Source organism: Phenylobacterium sp., assembly GCF_004299445.1.
Lineage (GTDB): Bacteria > Pseudomonadota > Alphaproteobacteria > Caulobacterales > Caulobacteraceae > Phenylobacterium.
Window position 1 is genome coordinate 1 of the sequence record NZ_SCTC01000064.1, and the last position, 24,677, is coordinate 24,677.

The following is a 24,677-nucleotide window of genomic DNA, read 5'->3' on the forward strand; positions in this document are numbered from 1 at the left end:
GGAATCCACCTGCGCCAGCAGGTGGATTCCTCCGTGGGCGGGAAGACGGCCATCGATACGCCGCGCGGCAAGAACCTGGTGGGGGCCTTTCACCAGCCGAGGCTGGTCCTGGCCGACCAGACGGTGCTGTCCACCCTGCCCGACCGCGAGATGCGCGCGGGGTACGCCGAGATTATCAAGTACGGCCTGCTGGGCGACCGCGTGTTCTTCGAATGGCTGGAGATGAACGTCGCGGCCGTGCTGGCGCGCGACCCGGAGGCGCTGGCTCACGCGGTCGCGCGTTCTGTGGAGATGAAGGCCGAGATCGTCGCCGAGGATGAGAAGGAACAGGGGCGCCGCGCGCTGCTGAACCTGGGCCACACCTTCGGCCACGCTCTGGAATCCGAGACCGGTTACGGCGACGCGCTGCTGCATGGCGAAGCCGTGGGCGTCGGCATGGCGCTGGCGTTCCGCTTCTCCGCTCGCCTGGGGCTGGCCAATGGGCAGGACGCCGAGCGCGCCAGCCGCGCGATCGCCGCGTCGGGCCTGCCGACCAGGCTGCGTGACGTGCCCGGCCATCCGTTCGACGCCGGACGTCTGGTGATGCACATGGGCCAGGACAAGAAGGCCGAGGCCGGTCGATTGACCTTCATCCTGGCGCGCGCGCTGGGCGACGCGTTCGTCGCCAAGGACGTGGACGCCGCCGCCGTGCTTGAATTCCTAGTTGCGGAAGGCGCCCACCCATCAGGTGAAAAGCCGTGATCTGGGCGCTCGTCGCGGGCCTGGCCCCCACCCTGCTCATCCTGCTGACGATGTCGGCGCTGATCTCGGCCGCCGAGACATCGATGACGGCCGCCAGCCGCGGCCGGATGCACCAGTTGGAGCGCGAAGGCGACCAGGCGGCGCGCCGGGTCAACAAGCTCATCGGCAATCAGGAGACGATGATCGGGGCGATCCTGCTCTCGAACAACGTCATCAACATCTTCGCCTCGGTGGTCACCACCCAGGTGCTGGGCGCGGCCTTCCCCGGCTGGCTTGGCGCGGCGATCGCCACCGCGGTAATGACGGTGCTGGTGGTGATCTTTTCCGAGATCCTGCCCAAAACCATCGCCATCGCCCGCGCCGACGACACAGCCCGCTCGCTCTCGATCCCGACGTACTGGGTGGTTCGCATCTTCGGCCCGTTGGCCGATGGCGCGCAGTGGATCGTGCGCCAGACGCTGCGGCCCTTCGGCATCAAGCTGGACGCCGGGACCGACGTACTGGCGGCCCACGAGGAGATCCGTGGGGCCGTCGAATACCACCACTCGGAAGGCCTGGTGGAGAGTCGCGACCGCTACATGCTGGGCGGCGTGCTGGACCTGGCCGAGATGGACGTGTCCGAAGTCATGGTCCACCGCCGCTCTATGGAGACCGTCGACGGCGACCTGCCGCCGCGTGAGATTCTGGCCGAGACCCTCGCCAGCCAGCATAGCCGGGTGCCGATCTATCGTGGCGACGCCGAGAACGTGGTGGGCGTCCTGCATGTGAAGGACCTGCTGCAGGCGCTGGCCGAGACCGACGGCCGGATCGACGACCTGGACATCGCCGCCATCCTGCGCGAGCCGTGGTTCATCCCCGAGACCACCAGCCTGAAGGACCAGCTCGCGGCCTTCCTGAAGCGCCAGAACCACTTCGCCCTGGTGGTCGATGAGTATGGCGCGCTGCAGGGCCTCGTAACTCTCGAGGACATCCTCGAGGAGATCGTGGGCGAGATCGAGGACGAGCACGATGTGGTGGCCGCCGGCGTCAAGCCGGACGCCGACGGCTCGGTTGTGGTCGAGGGCTCGGTCACCATCCGGGACCTGAACCGCGCGATGGACTGGGACCTGCCCGACGACGAGGCGGTGACGGTCGCGGGCCTGCTGATCCATGAGGCCCAGCAGATTCCCGAGGTGGGCCAGACCTATACCTTCCACCATCACCGCTTCCGCGTTGAAGCCCGCAAGGGCGCACGCGTCACCTCGCTGAGGGTCGAGCCCCTGCCGCGGGACGACGGGGAGTAGCGGGAGCCTCCCCCGCCCCGCGTTAGCGCGTCAGCGTCGGTAGGGCGGAACTACGACATACACGAAAGGGTCGGAGCTGGCCGCGGCCCTGGCAGGTCCTCGGGCGCGTTCGTGCATCTCGTGTATTTCGTGTTTCCAGAATGACAGCGCCTGCGGCGCAATGAGGGATGGGGAAGCGGCGGACCGCCTCCCCACCTCTGCAGCATCAGAAGTTCAGGTTCGCGCCGACGAAGAAGAAGCGGCCGCGGTTGTCGTATTGCGACGCGCCGGTGCCGGTGCCGGTGAAGGTCTCCGGCAGGCCCGGCGGGTTGCGGTCGAACAGGTTGATCACGCCCGCGCGCACCGACATGTCGTCGTTCAGCTTATAGCCGACGCGAAGATCGTGCCGGAAATAGTCGCCCGTGTAGTAGGGGTCGAGCTGGTTCGGCTGGAACGCGTTGTTCGAGACCATCGAGTCGATCCAGACCGTATTCCAGGTGACCGACAGCTTGTCGTAGGTCCAGCGAACCGAACCGTTGGCCTTCCACTCGGGCGTCGCGTTGTTGATGGTGTTCGCGAGCTGGGTGTAGGCCTGACCGGGTAGCCCCTGGAGGTGGAAGCGGTACATCCAGGTGGCGTCGAGCCGCATGGCGATCGAGCCGTAGTCCTTGCCGAACAGGTCCTCGGTCTGGAACCCGTACGAGATCGCGTAGTCCCAGCCTTCGACCTTCACGCTGGCCACGTTCTGGTTGACCAGGATCACCTGCGTCACGCCGCCGACGACGCCGGCCGCCGTCCCCGTGGGGTCACGCTGAATCTGCGCGCAGAACGGGTTGGACGCGAATGGCGTAGCCGAGTCGTAGCAGAGCGCCTGGAACAGGGTGTTGATGGGGATCAGGCCGACCTGATCCTCGATATTGTACTTGAAGAAGTCGGCCGAAATCTGAAGGTTCGGGATCCAGCGCGGCTGGACCACGACGCCGTACTGGTGGGTGGTCGCCGTCTCGGGCCCCAGGTCGGGGTTGCCGCCCTGCAGCAGCGGCAGCGACGGGCGGCCCGCGCCGAAGCTCGACTGGAATGTCGCCGGATTGTAGCCCGGAATCGCGGCCGCGCAGTTGACCCGTCGCGCCGCCTGCTGGGCCGCCGTGGCGCCGGCGAACACCGAAGCGTCGCAGGGGTCGGTGGCGGCGGTAGTGAAGTTGCGGCTTTGCGGGGCGAACAGCTCGACGATGTTGGGCGCGCGCACGGCGGTGGACTGCGAGGCGCGGAAGCGGATGTCCTTCACCGGCAGCCATTCGACGTGCAGGCGGTATTGGTCGGTGCCGCCGATCGTGGAGTAGTCCGACACGCGGCCGGCGGCCTCGAACGTGAGCTCCTCGGCGAACGGAGCGTCCTTCAGGATCGGGACCCGGATCTCGCCGTAGGCTTCCTTGACGTTGTACTCACCCGCGCGCGTGCCGATGGCGTTGAAGAACAGCGCCCCCGAAGCGCCGATCGGATCCTGCGCGAAGAAGCTCTCCTCCTTGCGGTACTCGGCGCCGAAGGCCACCCCGACGGGGCCGGCGGGCAGTTCGAAGAGTGACGTCGCGAAGTTCAGGCCGGCGACCGTCTGCTTGATCTGCTGGTCGGTGACCGAGACGCCGTTGGCCCAATTGATGGCCTCTCGCGACGGCTGGCCGTTGATCAGGTCCCAAGGGGTGCAGCCCGCCGCGCGGGCGGCGGCGTCGCGGCAGACGATCTGGCCGTTCAGCAGCACGGCGTCCACCGCCTGCTGCACCCGGGCGATGTTGGGCACGTTGTACGAGATCGTCGAGCCGTTGAGCTCGGAGTACTGCACGTAGCTGTCCCAGTTCACGTCGCGGCCGAAGGTCTGGAACTTGCCCTCCATGCCGCCGGCGATGCGGATCTGCTCGCGCTCGGTCTTCACGTCGCGGTTGCCGAATTCGACCCAGGTCTTGCCGACCTGGACCTGCGAGGCCTGGGTGAGGGTGAGGCCCGCGCCGCGCTGCTCGAAGGGCACGGTGGCCGCCGACGACGCCGTCCAGGCTGCCCGCAGCGCCGCCGCCGCCGCGCCAGGACCGTTGAGGTAGGCGTTGTCGCCACGGATGGTGATCGGCATCGTGCCGCCGCCCGCCGCGCTGGAGAACGCCGGCGAGAAGATGCCGTAGCCCGAAACCTTCACGTAGCTGGCGTCGAGGAAGACCTTCCAGTTGTCGGTGACCTTGTAGTCCACATAGGTGCGCAGGACACCGCGATTGGCCTTGCCCTGCAGCGCCGTGAACACCTGGTTGTAGAACAGCGACGGGTCCTGGCAGGTGGGCTGGACGGTGGCGGTGGCGCAGTTCTGCGACAGGCGCACGATCGAGCTGCCGTTGTCGCGGATGTCGCGGGTGACCGACAGGCCCGTGCCCACCACATTGCTGTTGCGCAGCTGGAAGGTGGCGAAGGGCGAGGAGTTCGAACGCGACTGGGGCAGCACGTTCTGGACCGTGACGCCGGTCGCGGAGTTGCGGCGGATCCCCGGGAAGGCCCAGTCCCGGTCCCTCTGCAGGATCGGCTCGAGGCCGGCGTGTTCGCCACCGACCAGCACGCTCAGCTTGTCGTCGAAGAACTTGCGGCCCCAGTTGAAGCCGGCGCGAAACTCCTCGCCATCCTTCTCCTCGGTGATGCCGGTCTGCAGGTCGACCTCGAGGCCGTCATGCTGCTTCTTCATCACGAAGTTGACGACGCCCGAGATGGCTTCCGAGCCGTACACGGCCGAGGCGCCGCCCGCGATCGTCTCGATGCGATCGATCATCAGTGAGGGAATGGTGTTGAGATCCACGGCCGGCGAAGAGGCGTCCGAGAACGGCAGGCGACGGCCGTCCATCAACACCAGGGTGCGGGTGGCGCCCAGGCCGCGGATGTCGGCGCGGGTCTGACCGGCCAGGAACAGGGTCGCCGACGTGGTCTGGGAGTTCTGGTTCGGGTTGATGTTGGGCTGTTCAAGCAGGAGGTCGCCCACGGAAACCTGGCCCGACTCGCGGATGGCCTCCGAGCTGACGACCGAGAGTGGCTGCGGCGCCGAGAAAGTGTCGCGGCGGATCCGCGATCCGGTGACGACGATCTCGCCCACTTCGGCGCCTTCCTCGGTGGTCTGGGCCCAGGCTGCGCCGGCGAAACCGGTCGCGGTGATCGCGCCGCAGATGAACGAGGTAGCCAGCAGGCGCTGGCGCGTCGGGTAGAGCTTCAAATGCAAATCCTCCAATTGCCGGCGCGCGGACGCGCGGCATGCATGCCTTGCTGCGGACGTCTGGAATCGGGGCCGCCGGCTCGCGCGGCGCCCCACTGCCGCTGCCCGACGCCACCTCTAGGGAGCGCCCGCGGCGGCGCTTAAGGAGATCGCCTCATCGTCTTCATGAAATCGATTCAGGAAGAGGATCGCACGCCGGGCCGAGACTGCCCTCAAGATGCTGATATCGTGGAAGGTTTTGCCGCGTCACGAAACGCGCGCAAAGGCGCCCGCAATCTGTCTCCAGGCGGTCATAGGCCGTACCGGCCTGTCATTGTTACGTGGCGTGTGGCGCCAGCGACACGTGCGCGGCGCAGGACGGCTTAGCCTTCGCGGAAATAAGGCTCGACCGGGCCTTGCAGCTTGATCGTCAGCGGGTTGCCGTGACGGTCCTTGGAGGCTCCGACCGCGAGCCGCACCCAGCCTTCGCTGACGCAGTATTCCTCGACGTTCGTCTTGTCCTGGCCCTTGAAGCGAACGCCGACGTTCCGCGAGAGGACGGCCTCGTCATAATAGGGGCTGTTGGGGTCCACGCTGAGGCGGTCGGGCAGGGGCGGAAGAGTGTCGTCGCTCATGCGCGGGACCTCGCACGACCGGCCGCGCGGTTCAAGACGCAGGCGGCGCCACAGCCGGCGTCTCCTGGGCTTTCTCCAGCGAAACCTTCAGCTTGGCCATCACTTCCGGCGTCAGCGCACGGCCATGATCGGGGTCGATGGAAAGGCCCTGGATGCTGACCCCGGCGAACAGCGCGCCGACCTCGGGATCGCGCATCCGCTCGGAAAGGCCGGGGAAATGCCGATCCAGCCACGCCAGCATTTTCGGGTCCTCCATCAGCTCATGGATGGGCGTCTCCAGCGTGTACTTCGGCGAGGCCGGCGTCGGCTGGGCCGCCGCCGGTCCAAACACCAGAAACCCGGCGGCGAGTGCGAGCACGAGCCTTCGCATGATCCGATCCTCCTGCTCCGATGTTACCCCCGCCGCCGCGCACACGGATTGCCAAGCCCGTTTCAACGCGGTTCAAGAACAGCCATGAAACTCGCCACCGCCGCGCTCGCGGCCCTTTTCGCCGTCACCCCCGCCTTGGCCGAGCAGCTTCCTCCGAAACGGATCTTCGATAGCCCCGACATCTCGGGCCCCCGCGCCCGGGGCGTGAAGCTGTCGCCGGACGGCAAGTCGGTGACCTACATCAAGACCCGCGCCGACGACCTGACCGTCACCGACCTCTGGGTCGCGGACGTGGCCGGCGGCGAACCCCGCCTGCTCCTGGACGGCAAGACCCTCGCCCCCGCCCGGCGTGAGCTGTCCGAGGCCGAGAAGGCGCGGCGCGAGCGGGCGGGCGTGGCCACCCGCGGCGTGGTCGACTACGCCTGGGACAGTCAGGCCAAGGTGATCCTGGCCCCGGTCGAGGGCGACATCTTCGTCTATGACGTGGCGGCCGGTAAGGCGCGGCAAGTCACCCGCACGGCCGGCGACGAGATCGACGCCAAGGTCTCGCCGAAGGGCGGCTTCGTCAGCTACGTGCGCGACGACAACCTCTATATCACGCCGACCGCCGGCGGGGCCGAGCGCGCGCTCACCGAGGGTGGGACCGAGCTCAAGAGCTGGGGGACGGCCGAGTTCATCGCCCAGGAAGAGATGGACCGCGACACCGGATACTGGTGGAGCCCCGACGACAAGGCCGTCGCCATCGCCTTCGTCGACCAGACCGGCGTCGACGTCGTCGACCGTCCCGAGGTCGGAGCCACCGGCGCGAAGGTGATCGCCCAGCGCTACCCCCGGCCGGGTCGGCCCAACGCCCGCGTCGAGCTCTACGTCCAGCCGCTGGACGGGCCGCGCGTGAAGGTGGACCTGGGCGCCGACGCCGACATCTACCTGGCCCGCGTGGCCTGGGCGAAGGACGCGGCGACGCTTTACGTCCAGCGCCAGAGCCGCGATCAGCGCCGGCTGGACCTGCTGGCCGTGGATCCGGCGACCGGCAAGGGTCACGTGATCCTCACCGAGACCAGCCCGCACTGGGTCGACCTCACCGACGACTTCAAGCCCCTGAAGGACGGAACGTTCCTGTGGTCGTCCGAGCGGTCAGGATGGCGGCACCTCTACCTCTACGGCCGAGACGGCAAGCTGATCCGGCAGGTCACCAGCGGCGACTGGCCGGTAGGCAAGATCGAGGGCCTGGACGAGGCCAGGCAGACGGTGATCTTCGCCGCGCACAAGGACAGCCCCGGCGAGCGCCGGATCTATTCCGTGTCGTACGCCAAGCCGGGCCAGCCCAAGGCGCTGACCCCGGCCGGCGGCTGGTGGACGGTGACCGTGGCCGACAAGGGCGGCGCCTTCGCCGGGACCTACGAGGATCCGAAGACCCCGGCCCAAACCGCGCTCTACCGCGCCGACGGAACCCGCGTGCGCTGGATCGAGGAGAACCCGCTGAAGCCCGGCCATCCGTTCTGGCCGTACGTGGACCGCCTGCGCCAGCCGACCTTCGGCACGATCAAGGCCGCCGACGGCTCGGACCTGTGGTGGTCGATGCGCACGCCGCCCGGCTTCGACGCCTCCAAGAAGTATCCGGTGATCGTGCAGGTCTATGGCGGCCCCTCGGGCCCGCGCGTCGCCAGCAACTGGCACAGCCCCGAAGATCAGATCCTGCTGGACGCAGGCTATATCCTGTTCCGGCTGGACAACCGCGGCGTCGGCTTCCGCTCAACGGCCTTCAAGACCGCCATCGACCGCAAACTGGGCCAGCTGGAAGTCGACGACCAGATCGTCGGGGCGAACTACCTGAAGACGCTGCCCTACGTGGATCCGGAACGGCTGGGCGTCACAGGCTGGTCTTACGGCGGCTACATGACGCTCCTGATGCTGACCGCGCCGGACAGCCCGTTCAAGGCGGGGGTCTCGGGTGCGCCGGTGACCGACTGGAAGCTCTACGACACCCACTACACCGAGCGCTTCATGGGCACGCCGGCAGACAACGCGGACGGCTACGGCGCGTCGGAGATCGTCAGCCGTCTGCCCCGCCTCAAGGACGGCTCGCTGCTGCTGATCCACGGGATGGCGGACGACAACGTCACCTTCGATCACTCGACGCGGGTGCTCTTTGCGCTGCAGGCGCAAGGCAAGCCGTTCGAGACGATGGTCTATCCCGGCCTTCGCCACCGCGGCGGCTGGACGCCGGCCAACCGGATGCACCGCGCCATGGCCACGCTGGACTTCTTCGACCGCAAGCTCAAAGGCGACTAGCCGACCTGGACGTCAGGCGGCGACGCTGCGGATCGCATCGCGCGCTTCCAGCGCCTGCGATACGGCGTCGATCAGCGCGGCCATCTCGATGGGCTTGGCGACGAAGCCGTTCATGCCGGCGGCCAGGTACTCGTCGACCTGGTGACGCATAACGTTGGCCGAGAGCGCCAGGATCGGGGTCTGCGGCAGACCACGCTCAGCCTCGATGGCGCGGATGGCCTGGGTGGCGTCAACGCCGTTCATCACCGGCATCTGCACGTCCATCAGGATCAGATCGAACGACTGTGCGCTGAACGCGTCCACGGCCGCGCGGCCATCTGCGGTGATGACGACATCCACACCCAGCGGATCGAGAATCGCCGTCAGCAGCAGCTGGTTGGTCGTGTTGTCCTCGGCCGCGAGGATGCGGATTGGGGGCAATTCCGGCTCCGCCTCGGGCGTCGAGGCGACGGCGCGGCGCGGACCGACCCAAGGCAGGGGCAGTTCGAAGGTGAACGCCGAGCCACGGCCCTCGACGCTGGTCGCCGAGATCCTGCCCCCCATGAGCTCGACCAGCTCGCGGCTGATCGCCAGGCCCAGGCCCGAGCCGCCGAACCGGCGCGTGGCGCTGGGGTCGACCTGAGAGAAGCGCCCGAAGAGTCGCTCCAGCGCGTCGCTGGCAATGCCGACGCCGCTGTCGGACACGGTGCAGACGATACCCTCGCCCGTTCGGCGGAGCGACACGCGCACCTCCCCGTTGTCGGTAAACTTCACGGCGTTGGAAACGAGATTGGAAATCACCTGGCGGATCCGGCCCGCGTCGCCGCGCCAGATCCCACAGGCCTCGGGCTGCACGGAGAGCAGGAAGCGCACGTCCTTCTGCGCCGCCAAGGTGGCGAAGCTGCGGGTCGCAGTGTCGACCTCGGCTTCCAGGTCGAAGTCATGCGCGTCGATGTCCATCCGGCCGGCCTCGATCTTTGAGAGATCCAGGAGGTCGTTCAGGAGGGACAGCAGGGTCTCGCCCGACGCGCGGATCAGCCGAACCTTGTCGTGGTCCGCCTGGGTCAGGTCGCTCCTCGCCAGGACCTGAGCCATGCCGAGCACGCCGTTGAGCGGCGTGCGGATCTCGTGGCTCATGTTCGCCAGGAAGTGCGACTTGGCGACGTTGGCGCTTTCGGCGCGGTCACGGGCCGCCTGCAGCTCCTGCATGGCGTCGGCATGCGCGCGCTCATGGACAAGAAGGCGGCGCGCCACACGCCATATCTGCCAGCCCAGCGCCAGCATCACCCCCAGCAGCATGATGCAGCCCAGCGCCAGGACGGGCGCCGCCGTCTTCAGCGCCTGCAGTCCCGGGTGGCGCTGCACCCAGACGATCTCGCCGATCCGGGCGCCATCGACCGCGCGCACGACCAACGACGCCGGAGAGTTGGAGGCGGCTTCCTGGAAGCGGGCGCCGGCGATGCCCGAGGCGGCCAGCAGCGACGGCGTCTCGCGATCCAGTCGCTGGGCCGAGATGACTAGCATCGCCCGACCCGGACGGCGGGGCGAGGAAGCGTCTTCTGGGGTCACCGTCGAGGCCGCCACGAGGTAGGGCACCCCCCCCGAGAGCACGACGCCGGATGCGGTCTCCGCCAGGTCGGGATCGGTGTCGCCGACAGGTGGAGGAATCGACTCGCGGCGGCTTTCCAGCGCCCTCGCCCGGCGAACGATGCCCGCTGCGTCAGCCAGGAAAGTCGTCTGCGCGCGCGGGTCGGCGCGGGACGTCCCGACCCAGGCGTAGAACGGCCGATCGGCGCCATCCAAGGCGATGGTCAGGTCATGGCCGCGGTTGTTGGTGAAGTAGCTGCCGATCTCATTGTCCAGCCACTCGAGCGATCCTCCGGGGCGCAACTCGCGATAGGCCTGGTTCCAGACCGTCGCGGTCGTGATGTCCGTGACGATGCGATGCAGGCGGCGGCCAACGACGTTGTCCACCATGGCGCGATCCTCGCGCGCCTGCAGGGAGTCCAGCGCCTGCGAGCCGGCGATGAGCAGCGCCGCCAGTCCGAGCAGCACAAGCGCCAGCAGCGCCACGCCCAGCGCCATCAGCCGGCGCAGCGCCGACTGGCCTTCGGTGAGGCCGATTCTCGCCGCAGTTGCCATTCGGCGGAGACATGGCCGATGCCATGACTGATCGACAGTAACCATAACGCCGCACGCCGCAGACAAACTGTCGCAGACCTTGGCCTTGGCGACTGTGGCCTCGGCGGCTCGCCCACGGCGTCGACGATCCGGCCCCTTCAGATGCCCCCGGCGGCCAGGACCGCCGGGGGCTCAGCGGCTACTTCGGTTTGCGGAACTTCATGACGAACTGGTCGGTCTTGCCGCGCACCGAGGGGTCGAACACGTTGGCGGTGTGGCTGTCGGTGGTGTTGCGCAGGATCGGGCTCTCGCTTTCCAGCTTGAAGCCCGCGGCCTCGACTTCCGCCTTCACGATCGACGGTTCGATCCGGTGCACCTTCATCGCCGCCTCAAGGCCCGAACCCGGCGCGCCGACGTGATCGACCACGAGGTAGACGCCGCCTGGCTTCAACGACTTGAAGATCTCGGCGTTGACCTTGGCCGCCGTGTCCTTCGGGAACGGGGTGAGGTGCATGTCGTGGTAGTTCTGGACGGTCAGCACCGCATCCAGGCCGTCGGGCAGGTCGAGAGCGCCGAACGATGAGTCGATCGGCGTCACATTGGGGTGGGCGGCCGTGACCTTCTTAAGGTTCTCGCCATAGCTGGCCTGGAACTGAATGAACTCGGCGGGCTGGTAGGCCACCACCGTGCCGTTCGGGCCGACGGCGGCCGAAAGGATGTGGGTGAAGTAGCCTCCGCCCATCACCAGGTCGACCACCTTCGCGCCCGGCTTCACCTCGAGCAGCGCCACCGTCTCGCCCGGCTTGCGGACGGGGTCCTTGGCTACGTCTTCCGCGGGGCGGCCCTTGTCGGCCAGCGCCGCTGCGATGTTGGCCGGGATCGCGGCCATCGCCGTCGTCGCGCCCAGGGCCACGACCGCCGCAGCGGCCAACATCCAATTGCGGGTCATGTCCGCCTCCCTCTGTTCTGTGACGACACCCTAGCACCCGCGACGTCCGCGCCTCTAGCGAGCTCCGGTGAACGGCCGTATCTTTGCGTTGCGTGTCAGTCAGGAGCCGTCGTGATCAGGATGATCATCGGGGGCGTAGCGGCTGCTGCGCTCCTTTCAGGCCCGGCCCAGGCGGCCGCGGCCAACCCGCCCGCCCTCGCCTGGCTTGTCAGCCCCACCGACACCGGATGTCGCGTGGCGATGGAGCTTACCGGGGGCTCTGGCGGCGTCACCCCCGTCAGCCTGATCTCGGACGGCCAACTGGTCAGCCTGCGGTTCTTCAAGGAGGACCTGCCGGCGCGGGCGTTCCTGCCGATCCGCATCGACAAGCAGCGGTTTTCGAACCTGATGCTCCGCGGGCCCGACGGGGCCGGCGAGCTGGTGCTCTCGGAAGAGACCGAGACGGCCATGAAGCGCGGCGGCACGCTGGGCGTGGCCTGGCTGTCGGATGAGCCTCTGACCGTGTCGTTGGCGGGCTCCGAACGGGGGTTGCGGGACCTGCGGGTCTGCGGGGCCCAGGCGGCGACGCGGCATCGTGAGCGAGCTGCGGTCGAGTTGGCCGCGCGCGAGCGCACCGAGGCCGAGGCCCGCGCCCGGGCGCTGAACGACGCCCAGCTGGCCGCCATCCAGGCCCAGACCGCCGCGGCCGAGGCGCAGCGGCGTCAGGTGGAAGAGACCGCCGAGCGGCAGCGGCGCGCAGAGGCCGCGGCCCAGGAGCGCGCGTACGCCGAAGCGCGCCAGCGGGCCTACGAGGACGATCGCCGGCGCGCGTATGAGGAGGCCCAGCGCCGTCGGGCCTATGAGGAGGATGAGCAACGGTGGGAGCCGGCGCGACCGGGCTGGCCGCGACCGCGCTACCCTTATCCGCACGAGCGGTACTAGCCGATCAGGAGACCGTGGCGGCGAACCGACGACGACGGATAGCATAGCCGACCGCGCCGAAGCCCAGGATCATCATGACCCAGGCGCCCGGCTCCGGCACACCGCCGACAGGACCGGTGTTGCCCGCTCCGCCGCCGCCGCCGCCGCCGCCGCCACCACCGCCGCCGCCGCCACCGCTACCGCCGCCGCCGCCGCCGCCGCCGCCTTCGTCGTTGAACAGCGGACCGCTGGCGCCGGGACCACCCGCGCCGGGGATCGTCGGGAACGGCTTGTCGGTGGGGGGAGTCGGAGGCGTCAGCGGGCCTTGCGGTTCAAGGCCAGGCGGGTTGACGCCGGGTTCGTTCGTGGGGGGCGTGAACGGGTTGCCGCCGCCATTGGGATTGGTCGGTTGACCGCCGCCACCGCCAGCTCCACCGCCGCCTGCGCCGCCGCCACCGCCGCCACCGCCACCGCCACCGCCACCGCCACCGAGAGCGCCGCCGGTCGGGTTGCCTGGCACCAGGTCTGGATTGGGCGACAGGTCGTCGCCGCCGTCCGTGGGCGGGTTGAGGCCATCGGGGTCACCCGCTTCACCGGGTTCGCCGGTCGTCGGGCCACCCGTGCCGCCGAGCAGCACGCCGTCCGTCGCACCGTCGGTCCCGCCCATGTCGGGCGGGCCGAGGTCGGTCAGGTCGGGGAGGTTGGGGCCGTCACTGGGACCGCCGCCGCCGGCGCCGCCGCCAGGACCGCCTGAGCCGGTCTCGCCCGCGCCGCCGTCAACCCCGCCGCCATCCGGGCCGCCGGCCTGTTCCGTGGCGCCCGTGGGAGCCCCGTCCGGGTTCGTTCCGCCGCCGACGAAGAGGTTCAGACGGCCGCCGTCGAGGACGCTGTTGCCTTCCATGAAGGTCGGCGCGGCGATGGCCGTCGCGGCCATCATCATCGCTACGGCGCCGCCGTGGCGGCCCACCTTCCTGTGCCACGGGTCTGTCGCGCAGACCTCGGGACGCGCCGCAGGATGCCAGGGGGCCAGCGGGCAGATCTCGCCATTCGGGCCCATCACCCGCCCCGGCCAGATCCAGCTCCAAAGCCAGCTCGCGCGCCACCAGCGCTGCATGCCGCGGTCCAGGCTCTGCGGCCACATCCAGCCGAACAGAACGCCCATCAGGCCGTGGCGACGACCAAAGCGCTCGTCCTCGAGACGGGACGGCCACATCCAGGCGGCCAGCGGACCCATCCAGGCATAGCCGGCGCGTTGTTCTTCAGTGCGGATCGGCTGCGGCCAGACCCAGGCGATGGCCGAGGCCATCAGGCCGCGCTTGGGCGCGCGACGATCAAACGTTCCGGCGGTCATCGGACTTGCCCCCAACCGATCCGACGATCGGCCTGAACAAAAGCGAACTCGGCGCCGCGACGGGTATCGCAGCCCAAGGTAGAGGTGCCCGAAATTCGCCTAGAAGTCGTTAAGCCAGCCGGCCGCGCGACGCTTTGCCTCGCCGGGGAGGCTCCGGGACGGGACATGCGAAAGAGGTCCGGCGCGCCCTTCGGCCGCCCGGCTGTTCCGCCCGTCGCCTTGAGGCAGCCCACGCTGGCCTCCATCGGAATCGCTCCTCAGCGCAACTTTCCTCCGCGCCGATTGGGAGTTTCCGGCACATTGGAAGCTCAACCATGCAGCTTTGGGGGTGAAGCCGCCACGATAGACACTCAGCAGGGGAAATTCGCCCAATAGGAGAAACCTCTGCAGTCGCGCACTTCCTGCAAATACGGCGCCATGGCCAAGCTGGATGCATGACCCAAAATGAAAAGGGCGCCGCGATCGGCGCCCTCTCCAGTTCTTCATAGAAGTCAATCTGTTAGGCGAATCAGACGCCCAATCCGGCCGTCGAGATCGCTGCGAAGAGGCCCAGCGCCATGAGAAACAGGGGCGCGATGCGGTCGAAGCTGTGTTCGATTTTGGCAAGCGACATGACAGTTGACCTTCCGTTCGATTGGGAACCCCGTGGGGAGCCGGGGCGTCCGTTTGGACAAGCTTTTTGTAGCATCATCTGAACACTGCATAGATCAGCGATTTCGCCTGATCGCTATGCGGTTCTGCACACCCGGTCGGGGCCACGAAAAAGGGGCCCGCGATGGGGCCCCTCCGTCAGATACGACCGTGCGAGGGCGGGGAGGCCCTAGGCGCCGAGACCCGCCGTCGCCAGGGCCGCCGTGAGACCCAGGAAAAGCAGGAAAGCCGGAGCGAGACGGTCGAAGATCCGTTCGAAGTTTGCGAGAGACATGACACACACCTTTTCAGTTGAACCCCCAGGGGAGTGGGGGCGTTTCTTATTTGAACATCGCTCAGATAGGTGCGGCGTCCTGAACCGTCAATGGCATCTGTACAGCGCTTAGATATGAAATTATGGTAATGCCATGAGCGAAGCTAAAAGCGCCGAATCCCGTCCGTACCACCATGGCGACCTGAGGCGCGCGCTCGTCGACGCGGCCCGGCGGCTTCTTGAGGCAGAGGGGCCCACGGCGTTGTCGCTGCGGGCCGTGGCGCGCGAGGCCGGGGTGAGCCCGGCGGCCCCGTACCACCACTTCAAGGACAAGGCCGAGCTGCTGGACGCCGTCGCCCAGGAGGGCTGGGACATCCTCAGCGCGCTGATGGCCGAAGCCAAGGGAACGGCGGTGGGCCCGCATCAGCTGACGGCGCTGGGCATCGCCTATGTCTGTTTCGCCCGCGACAACCCGGCGCTCTATCGCGTGATGTACGACGCTGCGCGCGACAAGGAGATGCTGCCCGACGAGGTGCAGGACAACAAGGACAGCGCCTATTGCATGGTGCGCGACACCATGATCGAGCACGGCGCGAATCCGGACGACGAGGTGCACCTGGAACTGGCCAGCGTGGCGGCCTGGTGCGGCGCCCACGGCCTCGCCGAGATGGCCGGCTTCAAGCAGTTCGACCACCTGAAGGAAGCGCTCGGCGGCGAACGCCAGTTCCTCGAAGCGGTCCTGAACCACATGGGGCTGTTCCCCAACCCACAGCACCGCTGCTAAGCCCGGAGCATTCGGCGCGCCGAATGCTCAGACCTTGCTTAGAGACAGATCATTCGTCGTGCCGCGACTGAAACAACTCAAGCGACGAATGGCCTAGCGGGTGTTTGCGACCCGCTTCGCCCCCTCGCCCACCGGCTACCTGCACAAGGGCCATGCCTTCTCGGCGCTGACGGCGTTCGACGCCGCACGCCGGGCGAAGGGCCGGTTCGTACTGCGCATCGAAGACATCGACGCCACCCGCTGCCGGCCCGAGTTCGACACGGCGATCCTCGATGACCTGGCCTGGCTGGGGCTGGACTGGGAGACGCCCGTGCGTCGACAGTCCGAGCACCTGGACGACTATCACGCCGCCCTCGCCCGCCTGGACGCCGAGGGACTCGTCTACCGCTGCTTCCGCACCCGCAAGGAGGTGGCGGAAGCGATGGCGTCAGCGCCGCACGGCCCGATGGAGGTGTTCCGCGGCGGCCCCCTCCCCGCCGCCGAGGAAGCGGCGAAGCTGGCGGCGGGGAAGCCGTTTGCCTGGCGGCTATCGCTGGACGCCGCAGCGGCGAAGCTTGGCGGCTTCGCGGACCTTGCGTTCACCGACGAGACGGAGGGCTTGGTGTCGGCGCGGCCCGAGCTGGGCGGTGACGTGGTGCTGGCGCGCAAAGATGTGGGCGTGGCCTACCACCTCGCGGTCACCGTCGACGACGCCCTGCAGGGGATCACCCATGTGATCCGCGGCGTGGACCTGTTCGACGCCACGCATGTGCAGCGGCTGCTGCAGGCGCTGCTGGGCCTGCCCACCCCTTCCTACGCGCACCATCCGCTCCTGGTCGGTCCCGACGGCAAGCGGCTCGCCAAGCGCGACAAGGCGGAGACGCTGCGGTCTCTGCGCGAACGCGGTATGAGCCCGGGCGACCTGCGCAAGGAGCTTGGGTTTGGCTGAGGCTGTCGCCGACACGCAACAGGGGCCGCGCTGGCAAGCCCTGGCGGTGCTGGTCCTGGGCGCCGGCATCATCGGGCTGGCGGCGATCCTCGTGCGGCTGAGCGACGCCGGCCCGACGGCGACCGGCTTCTGGCGGCTCGTGTTCGCAACGCCCCTGCTGGCGCTGATGACCGCACGGACTGGCGGGCTCGGCGGGGCGCCGTCGAAGTGGGCGCTGCTGGCGGGCCTGTTCTTCGCCCTCGACCTGGGGTTCTGGCACTACGGCATCCAGTACACCTCGGTCGCCAACGCCACGGTGCTGCCCAACCTGACACCGGTGGTGGTGACGGCGTTCGCGTGGATCTTCCTGCGCCAGCGCCCGCGGGCGCTGTTCCTGGTGGCCGTGACCGCGGCGGTCGGCGGCGCATCACTGATGGCCATCGAGAAGACTGGCGGCACGCCCAGCAACCAGCCGCTGGGCGACGCGCTCTCGTTATTCACGGCGCTCTGGTACGCCTTCTACTTCCTGACGATCACCGAAGGCCGGAAGACCGAAAGCGCCAGCCGCCTGATGTTGTGGGCCGGCCTTGCCGGCGCGCCGCTGCTGTTGATCGCCGCAGTCGTCCTGGGGGAGCCACTGATGCCGATGACGGCCGCGGGCTGGGCCGCCTGCGCAGGCCTGGGGCTGATGCATGTCACCGGCCAGGGCTCGATCGCCTGGGCCATGGGCCGCCTGCCGACGCCCACCGCCTCAGTGGTGGTGCTGGTCCAGCCGGTGGTGGCGGCGATCCTGGGCTACGTCCTCTTCGCCGAGGCGATCGGTCCGCTGCAGGGCCTGGGCGCGGCGATCACCTTGGCCGGCGTGGTGCTGGCGCAGCGGGTGTCGCAGGCTAGGTAAGCGAGAGCCCCCAGGCCTGCCGCGCGACCTCGATCCGATCCAGCTTCTGCTGGAAGACGCTCCAGTCGTCGGACTCGGCGATGAAGGCCCACAGCGCCTCGATCTGGTCGTAGAGCAGTTCCTCGGGGTCGGGTTGCGCGAAGTAGGGGTGGCCCAGTCGCTCGGGGCGGTCGGCGTCGTAGGTGGCCAGCCGCTGGCGGAACTCGGCGAAGGGCTCCTCGGCGTAGAGGGTCGCGCGGGTGCCGGACAGGGCGCGATCCTCCCGGCCGCAGAACCAGTCGAAGAAGAACGGCTCCCAACGCAGCCGGTCTCCGCCCTCGGCCATGGCCCTGAAGCTGGCCTGGACCAGGGCCGCGTCCTCATCCTCGCCGCGCGAGACCACACCCAGGCGCGCCAGCATGGCGGCCATCAGCTCGCGCCGATAGGCCGGGCCGAAGCCGTTCAGCGCCTCGACCAGCGGATCGCTCTCGGTCGCCAGGCTGAGGCAGCCAGCCAGCTGCTGCAGGTTCCAGAACACGGCCTCGGGTTGGCGGCCGAAGCTGTAGAGCCCCTGGTGATCGAAGTAGGCGGCGGTGAAGTTGGGGTCCGAGTGCGGCAGGAAGCGGTAGGGGCCGTAGTCGAAGCTCTCGCCCGTGATGTTCATGTTGTCGGTGTTGAGCACGCCGTGGACGAAGCCGGCGGCCATCCAGCGGGCGGTCATCCGCGCGGCGCGCTGGCAGACGGCTCCCAGCAGCGCGGCGGGCCGGTCGTTGGCGCCCTCGAGGTCCGGGTAGTAGTTGGCGATCACGTGGTCCACGAGGGTGGTGATCCGGTCGCCGGCCTCAAAGTAGGCATGGCGCTGGAAGCTGCCGAAGCGGATGTGGCTGTGCGACAGGCGCACCAGGACCGCCGAACGTGTCGGGCTGGGCTCGTCGCCGCGGATGAGCGCCTCGCCCGTCTCGATCAGCGAGAACGAGCGGGAGGTGGGGACACCGAGGGCTTCCAGCATGGCGGTCGCCAGGACCTCGCGCACGCCGCCCTTGAGCGTGAGGCGCCCGTCGCCGCTGCGCGACCACGGCGTCTGGCCCGAGCCCTTGGTCCCGAGCTCCAGCAGGCGACCCGATCCGGCCTCACGCATCTGAGCGAAGGTGAAGCCGCGGCCGTCGCCAAGGTCGGGGTTGTAGCTGCGGAACTGGTGGCCGTGGTAGCGCTGCGCCAGCGGGGGATCGATGTTGCCGGGCAGCGGCGCGAACCGGCCAAAGTGGGCGACCCACTCGTCGTCGGTCAGCGTGTCGAGGCCGACGGTCGCCGCCGCGCGGTCGTTGCGGAAACGCAGGAGGGTCTGGGGAAAGTCGGCCGCCGCGACGGGATCGGCGAACTCCCCGCCTAGCGACGGGAACTGCGGATCGGGCCGATAGGCGGGGGAGACGGGCATCGGCGGCAGCTAGCCGGTCGCGCCCGCCCGAGGCAACTAGCGGATTCCCAGGAAGCCCAGGACCGCCAGGACGACGACCACGAGGCCGACGAGATAGATGATGCCGTTCATCAGCAAAGCTCTCCGGTCTGAAGCCCCTCGACAGGGGCGACTAACGCGGAGGCGGGGCGCGGCGTTCCGCCCTAGCCGATCCGGACGCCCATGGCGCCGTCGACCGGCAGGATCGCGCCCGAGATGAACTTCGACTCGTCCGAGGCCAGGAACAGCGCCGCGTAGGCCGTGTCCCAGCCCGTGCCCATCTTGCCGCCCAGGGGAACGCGCGCGTCGCGCTCGGCGCGGACCTCGGCGGTGGAACGACCGCTGGCGCCGGCGATGCCCGAGACAGCCATGGGCGTGTCCATGTAGCCCATCATGATGGCGTTGCAGCGCACGCCGTAGCGGGCGTTGGACTGGGCCACGCTGGTGGTCAGGCGGTTCACGCCGGCCTTCGACACCTCGTACGCCAGCTGGATGCCGCCGCCCCGCGCCGCCAGCGACGAGATGTTGACGATCGAGCCGCCCCCGCCGTCGCGCATCAGCGGCAAGGCGGCCTTGATGGTCAGCCACATGCCCTTGAGGTTCACCGACAGGATCCGGTCGAAGGCCGCTTCCTCAAGCCGGTGCGCCGGGCCGTCGCCGCCGCCGATCCCGACGTTGTTGACCAGGATGTCGAGCCGCCCGAAGCGCGCCTTTGCTTCGTCGATGATCCGGACGTTCTCCGCCCCCTTGACGATGTCGGCGCCGAGGGCGAAGGCGGTCCCGCCCTCCTCCCGGATAAGCGCCGCCGTCTCCTCGGCGCGGTCGAGCAGCCGGTCGACGCACAGCACCTGGGCGCCCTCGCGGGCGAAGAGCAGCGCCATGGCGCGGCCATTGCCGATGGTCTCGCCGGGCGTCTGCCCCGCGCCGACGACCACCGCCGACTTGTTCTCGAGCCGCCCCGTCATCTCAGAAGCCTTTCAGCTCAGGATCCAGGGTCTGGCCGGCGTCCAGCTGCACGCCGAACGAATTAAGGATCATCGAGACCTGGGTGTACTGGCCGGTCGTGAAGACCACGTCCATCCGTTGCTTGTCGGTGAAGTGCTTGCCCAGTTCGGCCCAGGTGGCGTCGGTGATGAAGTGGTCGCCCACCAGCTCGTCGGCCGCCTTGATCAGGGCCGCGTCGGCGGCGCTCCAGCCGGCGTCGGCGCCGCGCTTGATGTTCTCGATCTCGGCGTCGGTGAGGCCGGACTGCAGGCCGATGCGCGTGTGCTGCGTGAACTCGTAGCCCGACTTGCAGAGGAAGCCGACGCGCAGGATCACGATCTCGCGCTCGCGGGCGGGCAGGTCGTTGCGGCGGCTAAGGACGTAGCCGCCCCAGTCGTTGAACCGGGTCAGCGCCTTGGGTGCGTGGGCCAGCGTGCGGAAGATGTTGAGGACGCCCATGGTCCCGTTGCGGACGGGCTTCAGCGCCTCCTCCTGGTCGGGGGTCAGCTCGGCGTCGCTGAGCGGCGCGACACGGGGGCTGGAGAGTCTCATGGCGTTTCCTCGAACCTTCGGCTTGTTGCGCCGGCAGCTTAGAGACGCAGGCCGATTTCGCTAGAGCGTCCGGGAGGGCCTTGGTAGGCAGGCGCCATGGCGAGCCGGCCCACGCTTGAGTTCCTGAAGACCGAAACGGGCTCGGGGCTGATCCTGGCCATGGCGGCGCTGGCGGCCATCGTCTGGGCCAACTCGCCCTGGGCCGGCGCCTATCACGCGATCACCTATCACGCGGTGACGGTCCAGGTCGGGCCGTTCGCGGAACAGATGAGCGTGGCGGCCTGGGTGAAGACGGCGCTGATGCCGATCTTCTTCTTCGTCGTGGGGCTGGAGATCAAGCACGAGATCCTGCGCGGCGAGCTGTCGAACCCGCGCCGGCTGGCGCTGCCCGTGCTGGCCGCGGCCGGCGGCGTGGTCGTGCCGGCGCTGGTCTACCTGGCCATCAACGCCGGCGAAGGCGGCAGCCCGGCCGGCTGGCCGATTCCCACCGCCACCGACATCGCCTTCGCCCTGGCGGCGCTGGCGATGGTGGGACCGCGCCTGCCGCCGGCCCTGCGCATCTTCCTCCTGACGCTGGCGATCGCCGACGACCTGGTCGCGGTGCTGCTGATCGCGGTGCTGTTCACCTCGGAGGTGCGGTTCCCGATGCTGGCGGGCGCGGCCGTCACGCTGGCGGTCCTGGCGGCCATGTCGCGGTGGCGTACGGCGCCGTACTCCTTCTGGGTGCTGGGCGGCCTGCTGCTCTGGGGCTTCACCCTGAAGTCGGGGATCAACACGTCGCTGGCCGGGGTCGCCGCGGCCTTCTGCCTGCCGCTGGAGCCCAAGCGACCGGGCGGCCAGGGCGTGCTGCAGGAGACGATGGAGGCGCTGCATCCCTACGTCGCCTTCTTCATCCTGCCGCTGTTCGCCTTCATGGCCGCCGGCTTCTCGCTGGGCGGGGTCGAGGGCGTCGGCATCCTGGGTCCGGTCAGCCTTGGCGTAGCGGCGGGCCTGTTCTTCGGCAAGCAGATCGGGGTGTTCGGAGCCGCCGCGCTGGCCATCGGACTGAAATGGGCCCGCCGGCCCACGGGGGCGAAGTGGCTCGAACTCTACGGCGTCTCGGCGCTGTGCGGCGTGGGGTTCACCATGAGCCTGTTCATCGGGGCCCTGGCCTTCCCCGCCGCGGACGCCCTGCACCAGGCCCAGGTGCGCGCCGGCGTGGTGCTGGGCTCGCTCGCCTCGGTGCTGATGGGAATGGCGGTCTTGGCGATCAGCGCCGCCCGGCGCGCGCGTGACCAGGCGGGCCAGGCGTAACCGCGGCGCGGACCGACAAAGGAAGCCCTTGCAGCGCGACGGATTTAGGCGTCCGCTCGTCGCGTTCATCCAGCTTGGGGAGGCGGCATGACAACCTTTCGTCTGAACGGTCGCGAGGTGTCGCTGAAGACACCGGAAGACGCGCCGCTGCTCTGGGCCATCCGCGACGAGGCGGGGCTGACGGGCGCCAAGTTCGGCTGCGGGATCGGCTCGTGCGGCGCCTGCACCGTCCATGTGAACGGCCAGGCGGTGCGGGCCTGCATCACGCCTCTGGGTTCGGTGGCCGGCCAGGCGGTCACCACCATCGAGGGGCTGGATCCCAAGGGCGAGCACCCGGTGCAGAAGGCCTGGATCGAGGCCCAGGCGCCGCAGTGCGGCTACTGCCAGTCGGGCCAGATCATGCAGGCAGTCGCCCTGCTGAACGCCACGCCCAACCCGACCGACGAACAGATCACCGCGGCCATGGAGGGCAACCTCTGCCGCTGCATGGCCTACATCCGCATCCGCCGCGCCATCAAGCTGGCTGCCAAAGCAGGGGTGAAGGCATGAACGCGATGACCGATCTCTCCCGCCGCGGTTTCCTGATCACGGTGACGGCCGCTGGCGCCGCGTTCGCCATGAACGGCCCGGCCGAGGCCGCAGACGTCTATGCGCCGACCATCTGGTACACGATCGACCGGAACGGCCAGGTCGTGGTCCACATCATCCGCGCCGAGATGGGCCAGCACGTGGGCACCGCCATCGCCCGCATCGTCGCCGACGAGCTGGAGGCTGACTGGGCCAAGACGACGTTCCTGCACGTCGACACCGATCCCAAGTGGGGCCTGATGGTGACGGGCGGCAGCTGGTCGGTCTGGCAGAGCTATCCGCTCTACAGCCAGGCCGCGGCGGCGGGCCGCATCGCCCTGGTGGAGGCCGGCGCCAAGCTGCTGGGCGTTCCGGCGGCCAGCTGCACGGCGCGCAACGGCGCGGTGGTCGCCGGGAGCAAGTCGATCGGCTACGGCGAGATCGTCGCGAAGGGCGAGCTGCGCAGCTTCACGGCCGACGAGTTGGCGAAGGTTCCGGTGAAGAAGGCCGTCGACCGGCGGCTGATCGGCAAGGCCGCGCCGGCCCAGGACATCCCGGCCAAGACCAACGGCAAGGGCGTCTACGGCATCGACGCCAAGGTCCCGGGAATGGTCTACGCCCGGCCGGTGCTGCCGCCCACGCGGTACGGCTGCAAGGTGGCGAGCCTGGACGAGGCCGAGGCCAAGAAGGTCCCAGGCTATCTGCGGACCATTGCGCTGGACGACCCATCCGACAACGTCACCGGCTGGGTGATGGTCTATGGCGAGAGCTGGGTGGCGGCCGATCGCGCGGCGCAGGCGCTGAAGGTCACCTGGACGACGCCGCCCGAAGCCAAGGTCTCGGAGGCCGACCTGCAGGCCCGGGCCCGGGCGCTGATCGCGGACAAGTCCAAGGGCGGCCTGGTGGTCGAGGACCCGGGCGTCGATGCGGCCTTCAAGGCCGCGAAGACGACCCTGGAGCAGACCTACACCACCGCCACCGCCCTGCACTTCCAGATGGAGCCGGTGAACGCGCTGGCGTTCGAGAAGGACGGGATCTTCGAGGTCCACACCGGCAACCAGTGGCAGTCGCTGGTGCTGCCGTGGCTGGCCACTGCGCTGGGGCGCAAGGAAGAGACCATCGTGCTGCGCACCCACCTGCTGGGCGGCGGCTTCGGGCGGCGGCTGAACGGCGACTATGCGGTGGGCGCGGCCCTGGCGTCGAAGGCGATCGGCGGCAAGCCGGTGAAGATGGTGCTGGCCCGCGCGGACGACAGCCGCTTCGACAGCCCGCGTTCACCATCGGTGCAGACTGTGCGGATGGCGTTCGGCGAGGGCGGCCGGGTGACCGCCATGGAGCAGCACGTCTGCGCCGGGTGGCCCACCGAGGCGATGGCGCCCTTCTTCATGCCCAAGGGCGCGAACGGCGTGGCCTTCGACCCGTTCGCGGTCAACGGGGCCAATCACTGGTACAACGTGGGCGCCCACCGGGTGCGGGCCGTCGGCAACGACCTGGCGAACAAGACCTTCCGGCCGGGCTGGCTGCGCTCGGTGGGTCCGGGCTTCACCAACTGGGCGCTGGAGAGCTTCATCGACGAGGCGGCGGCCGAGGCCAAGGTCGACCCCGTGGAGTTCCGGCTGCGGATGCTGGACGCGGCGGGCAAGAACGCGGGCTCGGCGCCCAATGCGGTGGGTGGGGCCCGGCGGCAGGCGGCCGTGGTTCGTCGGCTGGCGGCCAAGGCCGGCTGGGGCAAGGCGCTGCCGAAGAACACGGGCCTCGGGATCGCCACCTCGTTCGGCCAGGAGCGCGACATGCCCACCTGGACCGGCTGCGCCGCCCGGGTGGCGGTGGACCCGGCGACCGGCGCGGTGAAGGTCGAGAAGCTGACCCTGGTGGTCGACTGCGGCACGGTGGTAAGCCCCGACGGCGCGCTGGCGCAGATGGAGGGCGCGGCGCTGTGGGGCTTGAGCCTGGCGCTGCATGAGGGCACGGCCTTCGAGAACGGACAGCCCAAGGACCTGAATCTCGACAGCTACACGCCGCTCCGGATGTCGGGCGTGCCCGACGTGGAGGTCGAGTTCATGCCGTCCACCGAGGCGCCCGTGGGCCTGGGCGAACCGGCGACCACGGTGGTGGGGCCGGCCATCGGCAACGCGATCTACCGCGCGGTGGGTGCGCGGGTGCGCGACCTGCCGATCCGGCCCGAGGCGGTCAAGGCGGCGATGCGGAAGGCGTGAGTCAGCGCAGGCCGAAGAACCACAGCACCGCGAGGACCACGACGATCAGGCCGACGATGTAGATGATCCGGTTCATGCGCTGAGCCTCCAAGCCGCCATCTACAGCGCAGTGGCGGGCGGGATGTTCCCTGGACGGGCGGCTATCGGGATGGCGGCGATACGCGAGGGCTCCGGCCTGGCCGCGCCGCGCGCTGTCGGAATGAACCACCGATTGCACGGATGGGCGCCGTGCCGAGGGCAGGCGCTGCATTTTGGACCACGAACCACACGAACCACACGAACGGGGCGGGTCTCTGCTGGCCGCGAAGCGGCGACTGTCGTGAGTGCGG

General features: G+C 69.1%; 20 protein-coding genes. 10 read left to right on the forward strand and 10 right to left on the reverse strand.

The window, feature by feature from the left end:
* Window positions 1-741, forward strand: a 741-nt coding sequence (locus tag EPN98_RS17475) for a 3-dehydroquinate synthase family protein (protein ID WP_293364199.1), incomplete at its 5' end; no start/stop codon positions are given.
* Entirely contained in the window at window positions 738-2,024 is a 1,287-nt protein-coding gene (locus EPN98_RS17480; RefSeq protein ID WP_293364200.1) for an HlyC/CorC family transporter, read from the forward strand. The genes EPN98_RS17475 and EPN98_RS17480, both read left to right, overlap by 4 nt.
* Before the next feature lie 205 nt (window positions 2,025-2,229).
* Here the strand turns inward: EPN98_RS17480 and EPN98_RS17485 are convergent, their stop codons facing one another.
* The 3 genes from EPN98_RS17485 to EPN98_RS17495 form a co-directional block, all read right to left on the reverse strand.
* Window positions 2,230-5,235 carry a TonB-dependent receptor gene (locus EPN98_RS17485; RefSeq protein WP_293364201.1) on the reverse strand — a complete coding sequence of 1,002 codons (3,006 nt, stop codon included), beginning with the start codon at window positions 5,233-5,235 and terminating at the stop codon, window positions 2,230-2,232.
* A 362-nt stretch (window positions 5,236-5,597) separates the two neighbouring features.
* Window positions 5,598-5,849: a DUF3297 family protein gene (locus EPN98_RS17490; RefSeq protein ID WP_293364202.1), complete on the reverse strand. Its 252-nt coding sequence runs from the start codon at window positions 5,847-5,849 to the stop codon at window positions 5,598-5,600.
* A gap of 31 nt (window positions 5,850-5,880) precedes the next feature.
* Window positions 5,881-6,219, reverse strand: a complete 339-nt coding sequence (locus EPN98_RS17495; protein WP_293364203.1) for a hypothetical protein — start codon at window positions 6,217-6,219, stop codon at window positions 5,881-5,883.
* A gap of 84 nt (window positions 6,220-6,303) precedes the next feature.
* Between EPN98_RS17495 and EPN98_RS17500 the strand changes: the two genes are divergently transcribed.
* A complete protein-coding gene (locus EPN98_RS17500; protein WP_293364204.1) occupies window positions 6,304-8,511 on the forward strand; it encodes a S9 family peptidase in 2,208 nt (735 codons plus the stop codon).
* A 12-nt stretch (window positions 8,512-8,523) separates the two neighbouring features.
* Here the strand turns inward: EPN98_RS17500 and EPN98_RS17505 are convergent, their stop codons facing one another.
* On the reverse strand, window positions 8,524-10,632 hold the full coding sequence (locus EPN98_RS17505) for an ATP-binding protein (RefSeq protein ID WP_293364205.1): 2,109 nt from the start codon (window positions 10,630-10,632) through the stop codon (window positions 8,524-8,526).
* 178 nt (window positions 10,633-10,810) lie between these two features.
* Entirely contained in the window at window positions 10,811-11,560 is a 750-nt protein-coding gene (locus tag EPN98_RS17510) for a methyltransferase (protein ID WP_293364206.1), read from the reverse strand.
* 111 nt (window positions 11,561-11,671) lie between these two features.
* Here EPN98_RS17510 and EPN98_RS17515 point away from each other — a divergent pair, with 111 nt between their 5' ends.
* Window positions 11,672-12,481, forward strand: a complete 810-nt coding sequence (locus EPN98_RS17515; RefSeq protein WP_293364207.1) for a hypothetical protein — start codon at window positions 11,672-11,674, stop codon at window positions 12,479-12,481.
* A gap of 4 nt (window positions 12,482-12,485) precedes the next feature.
* Here the strand turns inward: EPN98_RS17515 and EPN98_RS17520 are convergent, their stop codons facing one another.
* Entirely contained in the window at window positions 12,486-13,811 is a 1,326-nt protein-coding gene (locus tag EPN98_RS17520; RefSeq protein WP_293364208.1) for a PEPxxWA-CTERM sorting domain-containing protein, read from the reverse strand.
* Window positions 13,812-14,869: 1,058 nt separating this feature from the next.
* Here EPN98_RS17520 and EPN98_RS17525 point away from each other — a divergent pair.
* The 3 genes from EPN98_RS17525 (at window position 14,870) to EPN98_RS17535 (ending at window position 17,304) form a co-directional block, all read left to right on the forward strand.
* Window positions 14,870-15,499, forward strand: coding sequence for a TetR/AcrR family transcriptional regulator (locus tag EPN98_RS17525; RefSeq protein ID WP_293364209.1), 630 nt, complete (start codon window positions 14,870-14,872; stop codon window positions 15,497-15,499).
* Between the two features lie 100 nt (window positions 15,500-15,599).
* Window positions 15,600-16,427 carry a tRNA glutamyl-Q(34) synthetase GluQRS gene (gene gluQRS, locus EPN98_RS17530; protein ID WP_293364210.1) on the forward strand — a complete coding sequence of 276 codons (828 nt, stop codon included), beginning with the start codon at window positions 15,600-15,602 and terminating at the stop codon, window positions 16,425-16,427.
* Window positions 16,420-17,304: a DMT family transporter gene (locus tag EPN98_RS17535; RefSeq protein WP_293364211.1), complete on the forward strand. Its 885-nt coding sequence runs from the start codon at window positions 16,420-16,422 to the stop codon at window positions 17,302-17,304. The genes gluQRS and EPN98_RS17535 overlap by 8 nt, the downstream gene beginning before the upstream one ends.
* On the opposite strand, the gene EPN98_RS17540 is transcribed toward EPN98_RS17535, so the two are convergent.
* The 3 genes from EPN98_RS17540 to EPN98_RS17550 form a co-directional block, all read right to left on the reverse strand.
* Window positions 17,297-18,718, reverse strand: a complete 1,422-nt coding sequence (locus EPN98_RS17540; RefSeq protein ID WP_293364212.1) for a protein adenylyltransferase SelO — start codon at window positions 18,716-18,718, stop codon at window positions 17,297-17,299. The two genes, EPN98_RS17535 and EPN98_RS17540, sit on opposite strands and share 8 nt — an antisense overlap.
* A gap of 182 nt (window positions 18,719-18,900) precedes the next feature.
* Window positions 18,901-19,701, reverse strand: coding sequence for an SDR family NAD(P)-dependent oxidoreductase (locus tag EPN98_RS17545; protein ID WP_293364213.1), 801 nt, complete (start codon window positions 19,699-19,701; stop codon window positions 18,901-18,903).
* A gap of 1 nt (window position 19,702) precedes the next feature.
* Window positions 19,703-20,272, reverse strand: coding sequence for a carboxymuconolactone decarboxylase family protein (locus tag EPN98_RS17550; protein WP_293364214.1), 570 nt, complete (start codon window positions 20,270-20,272; stop codon window positions 19,703-19,705).
* Between the two features lie 96 nt (window positions 20,273-20,368).
* Between EPN98_RS17550 and nhaA the strand changes: the two genes are divergently transcribed.
* From nhaA to EPN98_RS17565, 3 genes are all read left to right on the forward strand, one after another.
* Window positions 20,369-21,565: a Na+/H+ antiporter NhaA gene (gene nhaA / locus EPN98_RS17555; RefSeq protein WP_293364215.1), complete on the forward strand. Its 1,197-nt coding sequence runs from the start codon at window positions 20,369-20,371 to the stop codon at window positions 21,563-21,565.
* Between the two features lie 87 nt (window positions 21,566-21,652).
* Complete coding sequence (locus EPN98_RS17560; RefSeq protein WP_293364216.1) at window positions 21,653-22,114, forward strand: (2Fe-2S)-binding protein; 462 nt, start codon at window positions 21,653-21,655, stop codon at window positions 22,112-22,114.
* Window positions 22,111-24,348: a molybdopterin cofactor-binding domain-containing protein gene (locus EPN98_RS17565; protein ID WP_293364217.1), complete on the forward strand. Its 2,238-nt coding sequence runs from the start codon at window positions 22,111-22,113 to the stop codon at window positions 24,346-24,348. The genes EPN98_RS17560 and EPN98_RS17565 overlap by 4 nt, the downstream gene beginning before the upstream one ends.
* Window position 24,349: 1 nt before the next feature.
* On the opposite strand, the gene EPN98_RS17570 is transcribed toward EPN98_RS17565, so the two are convergent.
* A partial coding sequence (locus EPN98_RS17570) for a hypothetical protein (RefSeq protein ID WP_293364218.1) occupies window positions 24,350-24,677 on the reverse strand: 328 nt, incomplete at its 5' end.

Excerpts from the sequence above, each read along its gene's own strand:
- EPN98_RS17490 (WP_293364202.1), bottom strand. The coding sequence starts at position 5,849 with ATGAGCGACGACACTCTTCCGCCCCTGCCCGACCGCCTCAGCGTGGAC.
- EPN98_RS17495 (WP_293364203.1), bottom strand. The coding sequence starts at position 6,219 with ATGCGAAGGCTCGTGCTCGCACTCGCCGCCGGGTTTCTGGTGTTTGGA.
- EPN98_RS17500 (WP_293364204.1), top strand. The coding sequence starts at position 6,304 with ATGAAACTCGCCACCGCCGCGCTCGCGGCCCTTTTCGCCGTCACCCCC.
- EPN98_RS17505 (WP_293364205.1), bottom strand. The coding sequence starts at position 10,632 with ATGGCAACTGCGGCGAGAATCGGCCTCACCGAAGGCCAGTCGGCGCTG.
- EPN98_RS17510 (WP_293364206.1), bottom strand. The coding sequence starts at position 11,560 with ATGACCCGCAATTGGATGTTGGCCGCTGCGGCGGTCGTGGCCCTGGGC.
- EPN98_RS17520 (WP_293364208.1), bottom strand. The coding sequence starts at position 13,811 with ATGACCGCCGGAACGTTTGATCGTCGCGCGCCCAAGCGCGGCCTGATG.
- EPN98_RS17525 (WP_293364209.1), top strand. The coding sequence starts at position 14,870 with ATGAGCGAAGCTAAAAGCGCCGAATCCCGTCCGTACCACCATGGCGAC.
- EPN98_RS17540 (WP_293364212.1), bottom strand. The coding sequence starts at position 18,718 with ATGCCCGTCTCCCCCGCCTATCGGCCCGATCCGCAGTTCCCGTCGCTA.
- EPN98_RS17545 (WP_293364213.1), bottom strand. The coding sequence starts at position 19,701 with ATGACGGGGCGGCTCGAGAACAAGTCGGCGGTGGTCGTCGGCGCGGGG.
- EPN98_RS17550 (WP_293364214.1), bottom strand. The coding sequence starts at position 20,272 with ATGAGACTCTCCAGCCCCCGTGTCGCGCCGCTCAGCGACGCCGAGCTG.
- nhaA (WP_293364215.1), top strand. The coding sequence starts at position 20,369 with ATGGCGAGCCGGCCCACGCTTGAGTTCCTGAAGACCGAAACGGGCTCG.
- EPN98_RS17560 (WP_293364216.1), top strand. The coding sequence starts at position 21,653 with ATGACAACCTTTCGTCTGAACGGTCGCGAGGTGTCGCTGAAGACACCG.
- EPN98_RS17565 (WP_293364217.1), top strand. The coding sequence starts at position 22,111 with ATGAACGCGATGACCGATCTCTCCCGCCGCGGTTTCCTGATCACGGTG.